Origin of the sequence: Bradyrhizobium sp. B097 (assembly GCF_038957035.1) — a bacterium.
Classification (GTDB): domain Bacteria; phylum Pseudomonadota; class Alphaproteobacteria; order Rhizobiales; family Xanthobacteraceae; genus Bradyrhizobium.
Genome location: NZ_CP152412.1, coordinates 4,946,716 through 4,963,415, shown reverse-complemented (window position 1 = coordinate 4,963,415; position 16,700 = coordinate 4,946,716). Strand labels below are relative to the sequence as shown.

Sequence of the window (16,700 nt, the reverse complement as noted above, 5' to 3'; positions counted from 1 at the left end):
AGCCCAAGGCCTTGAACCCATAAATCGGCCGAGCTGGCGGCTCGCGAGAGTCCGCACTGTCCCGGTAGCAATCAAATTCCGCATCGCGGCGAAATGACGTAATGGGCCATTGCGGAAGTTGTCGTAAGGATCTCGAGACACCCCCCCAAAAACGCAGCTGGCGTGTGGCTATTCCGGCAATCCGGCGCGTCGCAGGCCTTCCGCATATCTGGCAAGATCGTCGGGGCGGCGCAGCGGTACGTGATCGGTCAATCTGGACACTCTGAACGCAGGATCGATTTCCAGCATTCGCTTCGCCGCTTTCTGGGCTCGCTCCAGTTGACCGGAATTTCCAGCGCTGGTCGCGATAATTCTAATGGCGGGTAAGAAGTTCGGATCTTCCCGCGAGGCCTTCTCAGCCCACAAGACCGACTCGTCATATCGGCCGGCAACAAAATGGGCGAGCGCCGTAGCTGTCTGCATCGAGTAGAGACTGGGGTCGAGCGGGCTCAACCGCATGGCGTGAGCCAAATGCTCGATCGCCGTTTCCGGCTCTCCGCGGAATGCCTTGAGCAGGCCGCCGAATTGCCACGCGGAGGAGAGATGCGGATTGAGCGCAAGCGCCCGTTCAATCAGGTCAGCGCCTTCCTCCGGTTCGAAAACGACCCGCGCGAGAGCGTACCCGGCCCGCGACAGAACTGCCGCGTCGTCTCTTCCCAGTTCCACGGCCCGCCGGGCCTGCCTGGCGGTCTCGGCCGATTCCATTGCAACATCGGCCATCCAGCCGTTTGCTTTTCGTAAGGTAAAGCACCGCGCCAACATCGCATGTGCCAGTGCAAATTTGGCGTCGATCTCAATGGCTTTGTAGAAGAGCCGAAGCGCTTCCTCGTTCTCGTCCTTGGTTGCGCCTTCGACGACCGCCAGCCCGCGAAGGTAGTAATCATAGGCATCCAGCTTTTCGGTCGGCTTTCGCTTGGAGCGTTCGATCTCGGCCTGGTCGAGCTTGGGTGCAATCGCGGCAACCACGCTCATGGTAATCCTGTCCTGAAGATCGAACACATCTTCAAGCGATCCGTCGAACTTGTCGGCCCACAGATGCGCGCCGCTCGCGGCATCGATCAACTGCCCGGTTATCCTGACCCTTCCTCCCGCCTTGCGGATGCTGCCTTCGAGCACATAACGAACGCCGAGCTCCTGGCCGACCTTCTGGATGTCGACCGCTTTGCCCTTAAAGGTGAAGCTCGAGTTGCGCGCGATGACGAACAGCGACTTGAAGCGCGACAGTGCAGTGATGATGTCCTCGACGATTCCGTCTGCGAAGTATTCCTGCTCCGGATCGCCGCTCATGTTCTGAAACGGCAGGACAGCGATGGAGGGTTTGTCCGGGAGCGGTAGTGCGCTGTTGCTGCCGAGTGCTGCCGCGAATCTCGCTGTGTCCGCCGTCGTCGCCCCCTTCGAGGTGACGGCATAAGCCCTGACCGCTTCCTCGATGTTCTTGACCTGTTGGGCGCCAAGGTCAGTGAACGCCAGGGGCAGAATTTTTCTGACCTGATCATAGGCAATGCTGGAGATGCAGGTGCCGCCGGCGCTGGCGATGGCTTGCAGCCGCGCGGCGATGTTGACGCCATCGCCAAAGAGATCGCCTCCTTTGACCATAACATCGCCGACGTGGATTCCGATCCGGAAATTGATGTGACGCTCAGGTGGCAGGGGGGCATTGGCTCCGGCCAGCGCGGCCTGCGCCTCGACCGCACATTGGATGGCATCGACGGCGCTGCCGAACTCGGCCAGCACGCTGTCGCCTGCGGTGTTGGCGATCCGGCCGCGATGGGAAGCAATCAACTCGTCGAGAATGGCGCGCCGCTCTGTCAAATCCCTGAAGGTGCTGACCTCGTCGGCCCCCATCAGGCGGCTATATCCCTCGACATCGGCCGCAAAAATCGCGACCAGCCTGCGCTCAGCGTCGATGGGTTTGGCCAAGATGCGCTCCCTGTTCTGGCTCGCAGCCTATCGTGGGATGAAGTGTCATGACACTTCAAACATCGAGGTGACCCCGGGATGCGGGGCGAGCCGCCAAGTCCGAGAGGGGGCATTCGCGACCGGACCGGGCCAGCAGCCAGTCCGGCAATGTCCGTTATGCCGCCGGAAGCGGAAGTAAGTTCAGAGCATTAGCAGGACCGCGATCGGCCATTGCGGGTTGGTGGCGCTGCCCGAGACGTGATTCAAGCTCCATGACTGGAGCCTCGAATCATGCGCTACGAACTCAGCGACTACGGATGGACCGCCATCAATCCGAATGATTCCACGCCCTAACTGGCGGCCGCGCTTGTCGATTTCGCCGGCGCCGGGGTGACGCGGGCAAACCGCACCACGAAGCGGGTGCCCTTGTGGCTCGGGTCGCGCTCGACGCTGGCGTCGAGCTTGACGGCCATCGCCGCGACGATGCGCTGGCCCATGCCGGTGCCACGTGGATCGGCCTTGTCGGAGAAGCCCACGCCTTCGTCGCTGATTGCAAGCTGCAAATCGTCCGCGTGCGGCTTCAGCTCGACATGGATCGGGCCGGCGCCGTCGGGATAGGCGTATTTCACGGCGTTCATCACCAGTTCGTTGACGATGATGCCGATCGCGACCGCGCGGTCGGGATCGATCTCGACCGGGTCGGCCTTCAGCGTCAGCCGCGACATCTTGTTGCCTTCGGCCGATCGCCTGAGATCCTCGAGCAGTGCCTCGAGATACTGGTTGAGCATCACCGTCTTGAAGTCGTGCGAGGTGTAGAGGCGGCGATGCACCTGCGCGACGGCGGCGACGCGGCCCATCGCATTGGTGAGCGCCGCCTTGACATCCTGCTGGGTCGAGGAATTGGCTTGCAGATGCAGCAGCGAGGCAATGATCTGCAACGAATTGCCGACGCGATGGTTGACCTCGCGCAGCAGAACCTCGCGCTCGGCCGCGAGCGCGGCGTAGCGGTCGCGCGAGGCGTGCACCTCGGCCTCGGCCTCGTCGCGCGCTTTCTGGATCGCGGCCCGCCGGACCGCGCCGTTCACCGCGACCTGGAGCAGGGGGATGAATTCGCCCCTGACGTCCTTGACCAGATAGTCCGCCGCGCCGGCCTTCAGCGCGGTGACGGCAATCGCCGAATCCTGCGAGGCGGTGACGAACACCACCGGCGGTGCGTCCGCAATCTTGAGCATCTGCTCCAGCGTCTCCAGCCCATCGAGGCCGGGCATGTACTGGTCGAGCGCGACGACGTCGATGCCGCCCTGGGCGAGCCGCTCGAGGCCTTCCTGGCCGCTTGCGGCGTGCACCACCTTGTAGCCCGCGCGCGTCAGCCGGCGTTCGACCAGGCGCGCCAGCGCCGCGTCGTCGTCGATATAGAGCAGTGTCGGCGTTGCGCTGGTCATAGGGAAGCTGGCGGCACCTGAATCACGGAAAAGAACAGGCCAAGCTGGCGAATGGCGTTGGCAAAGCTTTCGTAGTTCACCGGCTTGGTGATGTAGACATTGCAACCGAGTTCGTAGCAACGCTTGATCTCATGGGAGTCGTCGGTCGTGGTCAGCACGACCACCGGCGTCGCCTTGAGATGCTTGTTCTCCTTGACCCGCTTCAGAATATCGATGCCGGTCATGTCGGGCAGATTGAGATCAAGCAGGATGAGCAGGGCCTGGCCCTTGCGCTCAACCGCGCTGCCATCCTTGCCGAACAGGTAGTTCACGGCGTCTGTACCGTTGGTGAATGGGATGATCTCATTGTTGACACCTGAGCGCCGGATATTCCGCTCAATCAGGCGGGCATGGCCCTCGTCGTCCTCGATCATGATGATGGTGACTGGATCGCTCATGATTCTTTGTCCCGGTTCTTGCCTGAGTTCTTGCCTGACCATTTGATAGGCAGCGTGATCGTGAACGTGCTGCCGTTGTGAAGTTCCGATGCTACCGACATGGTGCCGCCCAGTCTGCGCACAAGTGCGCGGACATGGGCAAGCCCGATGCCCTGACCGGGCTTGTCCTGGGTTCCGGCACGGCGGAACAGGTCGAAGATGCGCTGGTGGTCCTTCGGATCGATGCCGCGGCCGTTGTCCGCAACCTCGAAGATCGCAAAGCCCAGCTTGGTGCGGCCCTCGATCGAGATCTCGCCGGGGACGCCGTCCTTGAGGTACTTGAGTGCATTGTCGATCAGGTTGGAGAAGATCTGCTCCAGCGCGAGGCGGTCGCTGACGAGATTCGGCAAAGCGCCGACCTCGACGGTCGCATTGGCCTCGGCCGCCTGATGCGCGACCGTCTTGACGATGCCGTCGATCAGCTCGCGGAGATCGATCCGCTCCGGCTTGAACTCGCGGCGGCCCTCGCGGGTGAGATTGAGGATCGCGCTGATCAGGCGGTCCATCTTGGCAATCGACGATTTGATGAAGCCGAGCGATTCGTTGAAATCGTCGGACAGCTGCTTGTCGGAGCCTTCGAGCTCGGGCTCGGCCGCGTCGGTCGCGTCTTCCATCGCCGGCGCCAGCGACGCGGTGCGATTGAGCGTGGCGATGCGCTTGAAGATGTCGCCGCGCAATTCCTCCAGCTCGCTGGTGAAGCCCATGATGTTGACCAGCGGCGAGCGCAGGTCGTGGCTGACGATATAGGCGAAGCGCTGGATTTCCTCGTTGGCCTCGCGCAGGTCGGCGGTCCGTTCGTCGACGATGGTTTCGAGATTGAGGTTGCTGTCGCGCAGCCTGGCCTCGGCCTCGTCGCGCGCCCGCGAGGATTGCTGCAGCAGCACGAGCGAGAGGGCGGCGAGCGCCAGCACCATGCAGGAGCCGGCGATGGTGACGGAGGAGGCCAGCACCTGGGTCCTGTCCGCGGTCGCGGTGCGCTCAGCCAGCAGCCGATCCTCCTCGGTGCGCATGTCGCGGCCGATCCGAGCGATCGCCTCCAATGCATCGGCCGACGTGCCCTTGCGCAGGATGTCGACGCTGGTCGCGGCATCGTTGTTGTTGACGCGCTCGATGCTGAGGGCGAACTCGGCCAGCCGTTGCTCGACGGCGGTCTTGAGCTTCGCGGCATTGGCGACCTGCGCCGGATTATCGACGGTCATCATCTGGAGATGGCCGAGCGCGGCCGGGAGCGCTGCCGCGGCCGACTGGTACTCGGACAGGTATTGTGGTGCTGATGTCAGCAGATACGCCCTGGTCGCGCTTTCGGCGCGCCTGACGTCAAGCAGCAGGCTGGCAACCTGGCCCTCCACCTCGACCGTATGGACGACCAAGGCGTTGTCCTCACGCGCCTTGTTGACCAGCAGGACGGACGCCACGCTGACCGCGACCAGCACGAAAAATCCCGCCGAGAGCAGCAGGATCTGTAACGTGGACCGGCGTCGTGAAACTGGGGTCACGACGGTCTCTTCGCGAGAGTGGGATTCAATGCGTCCCCGTGGAAAGCCAACAACCCTTTAGTACGTTTGAGCGGGGCGCTGGGTTCCACAAAGTTCCAAACTATTTCGGGGCGTCGGATGGCTGGCCGGCGAGGTACTGCTCCAGCCAATGGATGTGATAGTCGCCCTCGATGATGTCGGGCTCGCGCACCAGTGCGCGGAACAGCGGCAGCGTCGTCTCGATGCCGTCGACCACCATCTCGTCCAGCGCCCGGCGCAGCCGCATCAGGCATTCGCCGCGGGTCTTGCCGTGCACGATCAGCTTGCCGACCAGCGAGTCGTAATAGGGCGGAATCACGTAACCCTGATAGACGGCGGAATCGATCCGCACGCCGAGACCGCCAGGCGCATGGAATTGCGTGATCCGTCCGGGCGAGGGACGGAAGGTCTGCGGGTTCTCCGCATTGATGCGGCACTCGATGGCGTGGCCGATGATCGCGATGTCGCCTTGCTTGGCCGGAAGCTCGCCGCCGGCGGCAATCCGGATCTGCTCGAGCACCAGATCGATATCCGTGATGCTTTCGGTGACGGGATGCTCGACCTGGATGCGCGTGTTCATTTCGATGAAATAGAACTCGCCGTCCTCGTAGAGGAATTCGATGGTGCCGACGCCGAGATACTTCATGTCCCGCATCGCCTTGGCGCAGGTCTCGCCGATCCTGGCGCGCGCAGCCGCCCCAAGCACGGGCGAGGGGCCTTCCTCCCAGACCTTCTGGTGACGGCGCTGCAGCGAGCAGTCGCGCTCGCCGAGATGGATAGCGCCGCCGCGGCCGTCGCCGAGAATCTGGATCTCGATGTGGCGCGGCTTCTGCAGGTATTTCTCCAGATAGACCGAGGCGTCGCCGAACGCCGACTTGGCTTCGTTGGCCGCGGTCGTGAGCGCCAGCGCGAGGTCGGCCTCGGTGTGGGCGACCTTCATGCCGCGGCCGCCGCCGCCGGCCGCCGCCTTCACCAGCACCGGGAAGCCGATCTCCTTGGCGATCGCCATGGCATCGTCGTCTGGCGTTACTGCGCCGTCCGAGCCGGGCACCACGGGAATGCCGAGGCGCTTGGCGGTCTTCTTGGCTTCGATCTTGTCGCCCATCAGGCGGATGTGCTCGGCCTTCGGTCCGATGAAACCCAGATTGTGGTCGGCGAGGATCTCGGCGAAGCGCGCATTCTCGGACAGGAAGCCGTAGCCGGGATGCACGGCGTCGGCACCGGTGATCTCGCAGGCGGCCAGCAGCGCCGGGATGTTGAGATAGGAATCCTTCGACGGCGGCGGCCCGATGCAGACGCTCTCGTCGGCGAGCCGCACATGCATGGCGTCGGCGTCGGCCGTCGAATGCACCGCGACGGTGGAGATGCCGAGCTCCTTGCAGGCCCGGAGCACGCGAAGCGCGATCTCGCCGCGATTGGCTATGAGGATCTTGTCGAACATCGCAGCGCCTGACGTTGACGGAAGCTATTCAATGATGACGAGCGGCTCGCCGAACTCGACCGGCTGGCCGTCCTCGACGAGGATCTGGGTCACGGTGCCCGCGCGCGGCGACGGGATCTGGTTCATCGTCTTCATCGCCTCGATGATCAGAAGCGTCTGGCCGGCGGTGACCTTGCTGCCGACTTCAATGAACGGCTTGGCGCCAGGTTCCGGAGCCCAATAGGCGGTGCCGACCATCGGCGAGGGCACGGCACCCGGGTGCTTCGCCATGTCGGTGGCAGCAGCGGCGGCAGCCGGCACTGCCACCGGGGCGGCAACCGCATGCACGGCTGACGGCACGGAGGCGGCGATGCTGATATTGCGCGCGACCCGAACGCGCAGGCCGGCGCGCTCGATCTCGATCTCGGTGAGGTTGGTTTCAGCAAGCAGCAGCGCGAGCTCGCGAATGAGGACGCTGTCGTCGTTCTTGGAGTCGTTCTTGGACTTTGCGTCTGATTTGTCGTCTGGCTGGCGCGCCATGTTGTTGATCCGAAATCTCTGTCTGGTGACGGGGAACGTCAGGATTGACGATTAAGTCTTTGCCTTCGCACCGATCCTGGTGGCGAGGCCGATGATCGCAAGCCGGTAGCCGTCGATGCCGAAGCCGCAAAGTGACGCGAAGGCGGCTTTAGCAGTGAACGAGTGATCCCGGAAGCTCTCGCGGGCGTGGATGTTGCTGACATGGACTTCGACGGCGGGGATCTTGACCGCAACCAGCGCGTCATGCAGCGCGATCGAGGTATGGGAGTAGCCGCCGGCATTGATGATGATGCCGACCGCCTTCTTGGCGTGGGCCTCATGGATGAAGTCGATCAGTTCGCCCTCGCGGTTGGACTGCCGGCAATCGGCGGTCAACCCGAACTGCCGCGCGGTGTCCGCGCACAGCTTCTCGACGTCGGCGAGGGTGGCATGGCCGTACGTCTCCGGCTCGCGCGTCCCCAACAGGTTGAGGTTCGGGCCGTTCAGCACATAGATCGTTCCGGCAGCAGCCATTTCCATGGGTTCCGAAGGGGAAAGTGGGCCGGGTTATAGGTAACAACCGGCCGCAGGGGAAGTCTTTAGGTGAAATCGGAACCTCTTCAACAGCTTCCTCCGCCCTGTTAGATAGCTGCCGTAACCTACGGAAATTGCTGATTAACCAAATCTGGCGGAAGGCGCGCCCGCGGGTGTGCTCCAGCCAGCCATCCACTGGCGACTGCGGGTGCAGCCGCATGCAAAACCCCGCCCCTGAGGGGGCGGGGTTGAGATCGAGGCGAGGGCCCGTCAAGGCACCCTCGCGCCGAGGCCAAGGTCAGCCCTCGATGATGTAGACGATCTCGTGGGTCTCCGGCTGCACGATGATGTAGCGGCCGTGGACCAGGATGAACTCGTAACCGCGCCACTGCGGATAGATCGTCACGACGCGCTCCGGCACCGGGTAGAAGTGCACGTCAGCCGGGATACGGGTGCCGACCGACACGTTGAAGTTCACATTGGTGACTTCGGTGACGTGCTCCGACCTGATCGCCGTCGAGATCTGGGTGCGCTTCTCGGCCGGCGGAGCCGCGGTGGCCGACGTCGCCGCGTTACCGGTCGTGGTCTGGGTGCGGCTGGTGTCGTTGGTCTGCGCGCGGTTGGTGTCGGTCGGGCTCTTGGTCTGAGCGTTCTGGTTGGTGGTAGCGCCGCTCTTCTCGCGGCTCTCAGCGGCGTTGTTCATCTTGCCGCTCTTGTCATGCTCCTCGGCCTTCATGTTGCCGCTCTTGTCGCGGCCTTCGGCCTTCATGTCCTTCGGGCCTTCCTTCGAACCTTCCTTGGCGCCCTTGGTCGCATCGTTCTCCGAGCTCATGCTCTTCGACTTCTGCGTGTTCTCCTGTGCACCCTTGGTGGCGGGGCCGGACTTTTCGGACTCGGCGCCCTTCATGCCTGGCGAGTCATCCTTCATGCCGCCCGTATCGCGCTGCATGGTGCCCGACGATGCGCCACCGGACGGTGCGCTGTGCTGCACGGTCGCGCCACCGCCGGCCCCGGATTCCTTGTTGGCGCCGCCGGCGCCCTGTGCATTCGCAAATCCAGTACCAGCGATCAAAGCCGCCGCAGCGACCGAAATCAGAAAGCGGTTAGACATCATATTCTCCTCGTTATTCAGCATTGCCCGCGCCGACAACGGGAGAGGATGTGCGATGTTCCTATTGATTAGCGGTTCCCCGCAGTTTGTTTCTTGTGTGAATGCGCGATGAACGATTTGCGATTCAACCGCAGGCCCAGTCGAACTCCATGCTCGCAAGGTCGAGCTGGCCGTTGCCGCCGCCGAAATTGAATCCGCCGAAATGCTCTTCGATCTCGAGATAGGTCGCGCTGTATCTCGGCGTCCACTGGTTCGGAAACATCGTGCCGCCGAGATGATTGCGGCCGTGCAACCGCTCGAGACCGCGCGCACAGCCTTGCTCGCCGTAAGGCGCGATGTAGTCGCCGAGCTCGCCCTTGTGCAGCAGATGATCGCGCGGCGGCTTGCCGACATTGGGATCGTCGTCGCGCAGCGCAAGGCCGATGCCGTAGGCGTGGTGCCCGGCCTCGGGGATGCCGCCGAACAGGCGGTACCAGTATGTCTTCTCCAGCGCGTCGATGCGGGTGCGGCCGACGTTGACGTCGAACGCCGTGCGCGCCGCGCCCTTCACGATCCAGCGCGGCGGCGAATTGGTTTCCAGCAACGGATTGCCGGCAAGCTCCGGCGGCCGGCAGAGCGGTCCTGCGAACTCGGTCTCCGTGAGCCAGATCGCCACAAAATTATGGTCGATGATGTCCTTCATCCGAAACTCCATCGGATGACGGTTCTGCCGATAGGCGAAGTAGGGCAGCAGATGGGGATCTGATGGACGCGCGATGGTCTCTGCCGCGAGATATTGCGCGACCGCGTCGATCTCGACGGGTTCGTCATATTGCTGATCGGCGAACATGGCGAGCGCGACATAGGCGTCGCCCTTGGCGCGATACTGCGCCGGTACGCGCAGCGTGAAGCAGTGCTGCATCGGAAAGCCGTCATGGGGACTGAGCGGCCATTGCTCGGTGCGAATGCCCGGCGGCAGGCCGTAGCACCAGCCGTGATCGTGGTCGGTGCCACGCTGTGGCGCGGTCTTCAGCAGCGTGAGATCGTAGCCAAGTGTTGGTGGAGCAAGTGTTGGTGGAGCAAGGGCTGGCGGAGCCAGGGGCATGGCGCGCGGCTTCCGTTGTTGGTGATGCCCCTTGGTTGCGGCCAGCGCGGAAGTGGTTCGGCGCCGCAAATAAAAAATCCGGCTGCCAGGCAGCCGGATTTTTCTGGATGGATGAGCGCTGTCGAAGCGACGATCAGCAGGTCGCCTTGCCGCAGCGGGCAAGGCCGATCTTCTCCTTGAGACCCTCGACGCCGACCGCGCCGATCACGACCTGCTTGCCGATCACGTAGCTCGGCGTGCCGTTCATGCCCATGGATTCGGCAAGGCGGAAGTTCTCCTCGATGGTGGCCTTCACCTCGGGGCTTGCCATGTCCTTCTCGAGCTTGGTCATGTCGAGACCGACCTCCTTGGCGACCGCCAGCGCGCGCGCCTTGTCGGCGGCGCCGCGGCCGCCCAAGAGCTTCTGGTGAAACTCGAGATACTTCTTGCCGGTCGGATCCTGCATCCGCACGGCGACCGCGACCTGCGCGGCCTCGACCGAGCCCTGGCTCAGCACCGGGAATTCCTTTAGCACGACCTTCAGCTTCGGATCCGACTTCATCAGGTCGAGCATGTCGGACATCGCGCGCTTGCAGTAGCCGCAATTGTAATCGAAGAACTCGACGAAGGTGACGTCGCCGTCCTTGTTGCCGAGCATGACGCCGCGCGGCGAGTTGAAGATCGTGTCGGCGTTCTTGGCGACGTTCTGCTCATGCTTCTCGGCTTCGGCGGCAGCCTGCCGCTTGCTGAGCTCGTTCATCGCCTCCTCGAGCACCTCGGGATGCGCGATCAGGTAGTTGCGCACGATGGTCTCGATGTCGCCGCGCTGGGTGTCGTTGAAGCTCTGCGCGGACGCAGTCAGCGGCGCGGCGCAAATGCCGAGCGCGAGCAGGGCAGGGGCGAGAAAACGAAGCGCTGGCATGGCAAAATCCTTGTTCGAGGTGGCCCGAAATACGGCACCGCCGTGGGCCGGTTTCGGTGATCGTTGTATGGAACTACGGTTTATTTCTAGTTGTTTTTCTGACCTGGCATCGGCTTGGCGCTCACAATGTCGTCAGCTTTGACCCAACCGGGCGTGCCGATCGCAAACCGCGTCTTGGCGCGCGACGCCAGTTCGCGGGCGGTCTTGTTGTCGCCGCGGAGATAGGCGGCCTGCGCCGAGGCAAGGTCGGCCTGGGCATAGTCGCCCTTGCGGCCATAGGCCATCGCGAGCTGGGTATAGCCGAGCGGCGCCTCGGGCTCGCGCGCCACGGCGGCGCGCAGCATGCTGATCGCATCGTCGGTGTAGGCCTTGTTGTCGGAGGCGACCAGGGCCTGGCCGAGCAGCATCTCGATCAGCGGCGAGCTGCCGGAAAGCTGCACCGCGCGGCGCAGCGGCGCGATGGCCTCCGACGGCCGGCCGCCTTCGAGCAGCGCCTGGCCGCGCAACTCGTAGAAATAGGGATTGTTCGGCTGGACCTGGATCAAGCCGTCGATCTGAGCGATCGCCGAACGCAGATCGCCGTGCAGATAGGTGGTGATCGCGCGGGCATAGCGCGCCGGCAGGCTGGTGTTGGACAGCGGATAGCGGCGGTAGACCGTGTCCTGCCGTTCCATGAAGCCCGAGATCTTGGCGCGCATCATGTCGTGGCGCATCTGCAGCGCCGGATCGTCCTTCTTGTCCCAATAGGGGCTCGAGCGCGCCAGCTCCTCCAGCGCGGAGACGCGGTCGACCGGCATCGGATGCGATTGCAGATAGGGGTCGGCGCCGCGCGCGGCGAACAGGCTCTCGTCGGTGAAGCGCTTGAACGTCTCGTACATGCCCTTGGCGGACTGGCCGGTCGCGTTCAGGAACTTGACGCCGGCGCGGTCGGCGTTTTCCTCCTGCTGGCGCTGGTAGGAGAGCAGCGTGCGCTGAATGACCGACTGCGGCGCCGAGATCGCGGCGGCACCGGCGCTGGAGAGGCCGTTTCCAACGCCGCCGCCCGCAGCGCCTGCGGCCAGCGCACCGACGCCGAGCAGCATCGCGATGATCATCTGGGTCTGCGCCTGCGCCAGCTGCTCGCGCATCTTGGCAAGATGACCGCCGGCCAGATGGCCGGTCTCATGCGCCAGCACGCCGATGATCTGGTTCGGCGTCTCCGATTGCAGCAGCGCGCCGTAATTGACGAAGATGCGGCGGCCGTCGGCGACGAAGGCGTTGAACGAGCCGTCGTTGATGATCACGATCTGGATGTTCTGCTTCTCGAGACCGGCGGCGCGCAGGATCGGCCTGGTATATTCGCGCAGCAGCTGCTCGGACTCGGTGTCGCGCAGCACTGGCGGGCCCTTCTGCTGGGCTCGCGCAGGGACGACGGGACCAACGGCGAGTGCAACCGCGGTCAATAGTGCGGTCAGCTTGAACGCAGTCGGCTTGAGGGGCCTGGTGCGAAGAGCGAGGCGGAGCAGCATGGGCGATCTATCGGCGATTTCTGGCCGCGCGGCGGCAAGGTCCGGTTCCCGATCCGACCGGATCAGGCGCGTGGCACAGTCTGTTGTTTTTGCAGTTCTTCTTCACGCGAACCGGGTATGCACTTGGCCTGAAAGCGTTATAAGGAGCCACCGAATGCGGCCAGTCTGGGGCGGTCGCCGGTATCGGAACCCGAATTCGGCAGCGGCCGTGCAATAGCAGAAATCCATGCGTGAAGCGACAGCGAGAGACCGTGTGAGCAGCCTTTTGACAGCGTCCGGCCGGAGCGATGTTCCGCCGTTCATGGTGATGGACGTGATGGCGGCCGCGGCGCGAATCGAGGCCGCGGGCGGCCATGTCATCCACATGGAGGTGGGGCAGCCCGCCGAGGGTGCGCCGAAGCCGGCGATCGCGGCCGCACAGGCCGCGCTTGCCGGCGGACGGATCGACTACACCTCGGCGCTCGGCATTCCCAGTCTGCGCGCGCGCATCGCCCGGCATTACCGCGACACGTATGGCTGCGCGGTCGATGCCGAGCGCATCATCGTCACCACGGGCTCGTCGGGCGGGTTCATCCTGGCGTTCCTTGCGATGTTCGAGCCGGGCGACCGGGTCGCCGTCACCGTGCCGGGCTATCCGCCTTACCGGCACATCCTGACCGCGCTCGGCTGCGAGCCGGTGCTGATCGAGACCTCCGGCGACACCCGTCATGCGCTGACCGGGGAGGCGCTGCTGGCCGCCCATCGCAAGGCGCCGCTGAAGGGCGTGCTGGTCGGCAGCCCTGCCAATCCGACCGGCACGATGATGTCGCGCGAGGCGCTGTCGAGCCTGATGGCCGCCGCCGACAGCGTGGGCATCCGCTTCATCTCCGACGAGATCTATCACGGCCTCGACTACGCATTTCCTGCGGTGACGGCGGCGGAGCTGTCGCCGAACGCGCTCGTGATCAACTCGTTCTCGAAGTACTTCTGCATGACCGGCTGGCGAGTCGGCTGGATGGTGGTGCCCGACGTGCTGGTGCGTCCGATCGAGCGGCTGCAGCAGAACCTGTCGATCTCGGTGCCGACCTTGTCGCAGATCGCCGCCGAGGCGGCCTTCGAGGGCCGCGAGGAGATGGAGGCGATCAAGCGCGGCTATCAGGAGAACCGCCGCATCCTGATCGAAGGCCTGCCCAAGGCCGGGCTGACCAAGTTCCTGCCGGCCGACGGCGCGTTCTATCTCTATGCCGACGTCTCCGACTTCACCTCCGACAGCTTCGCCTTCGCCAGCGAGATGCTCGAGAAGGCGCATGTCGCAGCGACCCCGGGCGTCGATTTCGATCCGATCCACGGCCGCGCCTTCATCCGATTTTCCTATGCGCGTTCCGCGGCGGAGATGCAGGAAGCAGTTGCGCGGATCGCGCATTGGCTTAAATAGCCCGCAGTCTTCAAGAGCCCTCGGTCTTGTCGGTTAGATCGGTTTCGCAGGCGCTGGCCTCGGTTTCGGCGGAGCAGCACGCGACAGATCGCCGCGGATAAACGGCAGGGGCCACACAGTTCCATTTGACTTGAACGGCCAAGTTGATCTTGGCTATTTCCGCCATTTCTGAGGGGGAGTGACACATGGCAACGGCAACCGTTGCCACGGCTTCACCGGCGTCTGCCGGTGGCAAGCCGTGGTACAAGATTCTCTATGTTCAGGTTCTGATCGCGATCGTGCTCGGCGCGCTGGTTGGCGCGTTCTGGCCGTCGCTTGCCACCAACGAGTGGATCAAGGCGCTCGGCGACGGCTTCATCAAGCTGATCAAGATGGTGATCGCGCCGATCATCTTCTGCACCGTGGTGTCCGGCATCGCCCATATCCAGGATGCCAAGAAGGTCGGCCGCATCGGCGTCAAGGCGCTGGTCTATTTCGAGATCGTCTCGACCTTCGCGCTGGTGCTCGGATTGCTGATAGGCAATATCGTCAAGCCAGGCGCGGGCTTCGGCAATGCGGCGGCGAACGCGCAGGCGGTTGCCGGCTACGCCAAGCAGGCGGAGGCGCAGAAGAGCGTCGACTTCGTGCTGCACATCATTCCGGATACCGTCGTCGGCGCCTTCGCGCAGGGCGAGATCCTGCAGGTGCTGCTGTTCTCGGTGCTGTTCGGCTTTGCGATCATGGGCCTCGGCGAGCGCGGCCACACCATCCGCTCGTTCATCGACGACGCCGCGCATGCGGTATTCGGCGTGATCTCGATCGTGATGCGGGCAGCGCCGATCGGTGCGTTCGGCGCGATGGCCTTCACCATCGGCAAGTTCGGCACCGGCGCGATCCTCAATCTGATGGGGCTGATTGCGACGTTCTATCTGACCGCCGCGCTGTTCGTCCTCGTGGTGCTCGGCATCATCGCGCGGATCGCCGGGTTCTCGATCTTCAGGTTCCTGGCCTACATCAAGGACGAGCTCCTGATCGTGCTCGGCACCTCATCCTCCGAGAGCGCGCTGCCGTCATTGATGGAGAAGCTCGAACGTCTCGGCTGCTCGAAGTCGGTGGTCGGCCTCGTGGTGCCCACGGGCTATTCGTTCAACCTCGACGGCACCAACATCTACATGACGCTGGCGACGTTGTTCATCGCGCAGGCGCTGGGCTACGACCTCTCGTTCAGCCAGCAGCTCACGATCCTGGTCGTGGCGATGCTGACCTCGAAGGGCGCCTCCGGCATCACCGGCGCGGGCTTCATCACGCTGGCGGCGACGCTTGCGGTGGTCGATCCTCGGCTGGTGCCGGGCATGGCGATCGTGCTCGGCATCGACAAGTTCATGAGCGAATGCCGCGCGCTGACCAATCTGTGCGGCAACGGTGTCGCCTGCGTGATCGTCGCCTGGTGGGAGGGCGAGCTCGATCGCGACAAGCTCAATGCCAATCTCGCCCGGCAGATCGACCCGACCGACATGGAGACCGCGCTGACGACGGATTGACGTCAGAACCGGTCCATCCGATACGGCGAGGTGTCCACCGAGGATGCCTCGCCGTTCATCGCTTCGGCCAGCACCCGCGCCGTCGCCGGGCCGAGCGTAAAGCCCTGATGGCCGTGACCGAAGTTCACCCACAGCCCGCGATGCCGCGGCGCAGGCCCGAGCACCGGCAGCATGTCGGTGGTGCAGGGGCGGGTGCCGAACCACGGCTCGGGCTCGACGCGGCTGCCGATCTCGATCAGCTCGCGTGCGGCCGCTTCGGCATGGCCAAGCTGGATCGGCGTCGCCGGCGCATCGGGGCTGGTCAGCTCCGCGCCGGTCGTGATGCGGATCCCCTTGGCCATCGGCGCCATCGCATACCCATTCGCGGTGTCGACCAGCGGCAGGTCGAGCGAGCGGCCGCCCTGATAGTGCATATGGTAGCCGCGCTTGCGCACCAGCGGGATGCGGTAGCCGAACTTGCGCAGCAATTGCGGTGACCACGGCCCGAGCGTGACGACGACATGGGCGGCATCGATCCGGCCTCCGGTCGTGCCGACCGACCAGCCGGTTGCGGTCTCCGTCAACGTCTGCGCGTCGCCGCGCAGCAGCGTGCCGCCGAGACGCTCGAACAATCCGGCATAGGCCGAGACCAGACCGCCGGGGTCCGACACGGTCCACGGTCCGAGCCAGTGAATGGCGCCGGGCAGGTCGTCGCGCAGCAACGGCTCCGCCTTGGCGAGCTCGCTGCCGTCAAGCACGCGAAACTGCACGCCGAAGTCGCGCTGGTTCCCTTCGGCGACTGCAATCGCCTGCTCCAGTGCCGCCGGGTCGCGATGCAGCAGGCGATAGCCGGCGCGGCGGATCAGATTGTCGGCATGCGCATCGCGGATCAGCGTGTCGTGCTCCGCCGTGGCGTAGGCGATCAGGCGTGCCCAGGCGATGGTGGCTTCGCGGTGCCGTTCGGGCGTTGAGTTCCACCAATAGCGCAGCAGCGGACCGGCGTGCTGCGGCAACGAGGCCAGGCGATAGCGCACGTCGTTGGTGCGTCCCATCGCGATCCTGGCGAGCGTGGCGGGATCGCGCGGCATCGGATAGGGCCGCACCGCCTCGCTCTGAATGATACCGGCATTGCCGTAGCTGGTTTCGCGGCCCGGTTCCTTGCGGTCGACGAGCGTCACCGACCAGCCGCGGCGTTGCAGGTGCAGCGCCGTGCTGACGCCCACCATGCCGCCGCCAAGAACGATCGCGCTTTGCATTGGGATCCGTCTCCGTCAGGCTCCGTCACGCCGGCGTCTGACGAACGGATGGCCTGTTCAATAAAAACGCCCGGGGTGAACCGG

Annotated in this window: 14 protein-coding genes; 2 read left to right on the top strand and 12 right to left on the bottom strand. The window is 64.4% G+C overall.

The genetic code is table 11. The features are described 5' to 3' along the window. Positions 1-168: 168 nt before the first annotated feature. From AAFG07_RS23355 to AAFG07_RS23305, 11 genes are all read right to left on the bottom strand, one after another. Positions 169-1,884 carry an adenylate/guanylate cyclase domain-containing protein gene (locus AAFG07_RS23355; RefSeq protein WP_342729223.1) on the bottom strand — a complete coding sequence of 572 codons (1,716 nt, stop codon included), beginning with the start codon at positions 1,882-1,884 and terminating at the stop codon, positions 169-171. 404 nt (positions 1,885-2,288) lie between these two features. After that, the gene (locus tag AAFG07_RS23350) at positions 2,289-3,380 is read right to left on the bottom strand and encodes a response regulator (protein WP_342722226.1); all 1,092 of its coding nucleotides are present in this window, start codon (positions 3,378-3,380) and stop codon (positions 2,289-2,291) included. Continuing rightward, positions 3,377-3,817 (bottom strand): response regulator, encoded by a 441-nt coding sequence (locus AAFG07_RS23345; RefSeq protein WP_342722225.1) that lies wholly within the window; start codon positions 3,815-3,817, stop codon positions 3,377-3,379. The genes AAFG07_RS23350 and AAFG07_RS23345 overlap by 4 nt, the downstream gene beginning before the upstream one ends. Further along, a complete protein-coding gene (locus AAFG07_RS23340) occupies positions 3,814-5,352 on the bottom strand; it encodes a CHASE3 domain-containing protein (RefSeq protein WP_342722224.1) in 1,539 nt (512 codons plus the stop codon). The genes AAFG07_RS23345 and AAFG07_RS23340 overlap by 4 nt, the downstream gene beginning before the upstream one ends. Positions 5,353-5,452: 100 nt before the next feature. Beyond that, on the bottom strand, positions 5,453-6,811 hold the full coding sequence (gene accC, locus AAFG07_RS23335; RefSeq protein WP_342722223.1) for an acetyl-CoA carboxylase biotin carboxylase subunit: 1,359 nt from the start codon (positions 6,809-6,811) through the stop codon (positions 5,453-5,455). Positions 6,812-6,835: 24 nt separating this feature from the next. After that, a complete protein-coding gene (accB, locus tag AAFG07_RS23330) occupies positions 6,836-7,330 on the bottom strand; it encodes an acetyl-CoA carboxylase biotin carboxyl carrier protein (protein ID WP_342722222.1) in 495 nt (164 codons plus the stop codon). Positions 7,331-7,381: 51 nt separating this feature from the next. After that, the gene (gene aroQ / locus AAFG07_RS23325) at positions 7,382-7,843 is read right to left on the bottom strand and encodes a type II 3-dehydroquinate dehydratase (RefSeq protein WP_342711091.1); all 462 of its coding nucleotides are present in this window, start codon (positions 7,841-7,843) and stop codon (positions 7,382-7,384) included. Between the two features lie 298 nt (positions 7,844-8,141). Beyond that, positions 8,142-8,954: a DUF1236 domain-containing protein gene (locus tag AAFG07_RS23320; protein WP_342722221.1), complete on the bottom strand. Its 813-nt coding sequence runs from the start codon at positions 8,952-8,954 to the stop codon at positions 8,142-8,144. Positions 8,955-9,078: 124 nt separating this feature from the next. After that, positions 9,079-10,038, bottom strand: a complete 960-nt coding sequence (locus tag AAFG07_RS23315) for a hypothetical protein (RefSeq protein WP_342722220.1) — start codon at positions 10,036-10,038, stop codon at positions 9,079-9,081. A 133-nt stretch (positions 10,039-10,171) separates the two neighbouring features. Beyond that, positions 10,172-10,939, bottom strand: a complete 768-nt coding sequence (locus AAFG07_RS23310) for a DsbA family protein (RefSeq protein WP_342722219.1) — start codon at positions 10,937-10,939, stop codon at positions 10,172-10,174. An 86-nt stretch (positions 10,940-11,025) separates the two neighbouring features. Next, positions 11,026-12,447: a M48 family metalloprotease gene (locus AAFG07_RS23305; RefSeq protein WP_342722218.1), complete on the bottom strand. Its 1,422-nt coding sequence runs from the start codon at positions 12,445-12,447 to the stop codon at positions 11,026-11,028. Between the two features lie 226 nt (positions 12,448-12,673). Between AAFG07_RS23305 and AAFG07_RS23300 the strand changes: the two genes are divergently transcribed. Beyond that, positions 12,674-13,861 (top strand): aminotransferase class I/II-fold pyridoxal phosphate-dependent enzyme, encoded by a 1,188-nt coding sequence (locus tag AAFG07_RS23300; protein ID WP_342722217.1) that lies wholly within the window; start codon positions 12,674-12,676, stop codon positions 13,859-13,861. Positions 13,862-14,046: 185 nt separating this feature from the next. Further along, positions 14,047-15,381, top strand: a complete 1,335-nt coding sequence (locus tag AAFG07_RS23295) for a dicarboxylate/amino acid:cation symporter (RefSeq protein WP_342722216.1) — start codon at positions 14,047-14,049, stop codon at positions 15,379-15,381. 2 nt (positions 15,382-15,383) lie between these two features. Here the strand turns inward: AAFG07_RS23295 and AAFG07_RS23290 are convergent, their stop codons facing one another. Then, positions 15,384-16,616, bottom strand: coding sequence for an FAD-binding oxidoreductase (locus tag AAFG07_RS23290; RefSeq protein WP_342722215.1), 1,233 nt, complete (start codon positions 16,614-16,616; stop codon positions 15,384-15,386). Positions 16,617-16,700: the final 84 nt, after the last annotated feature.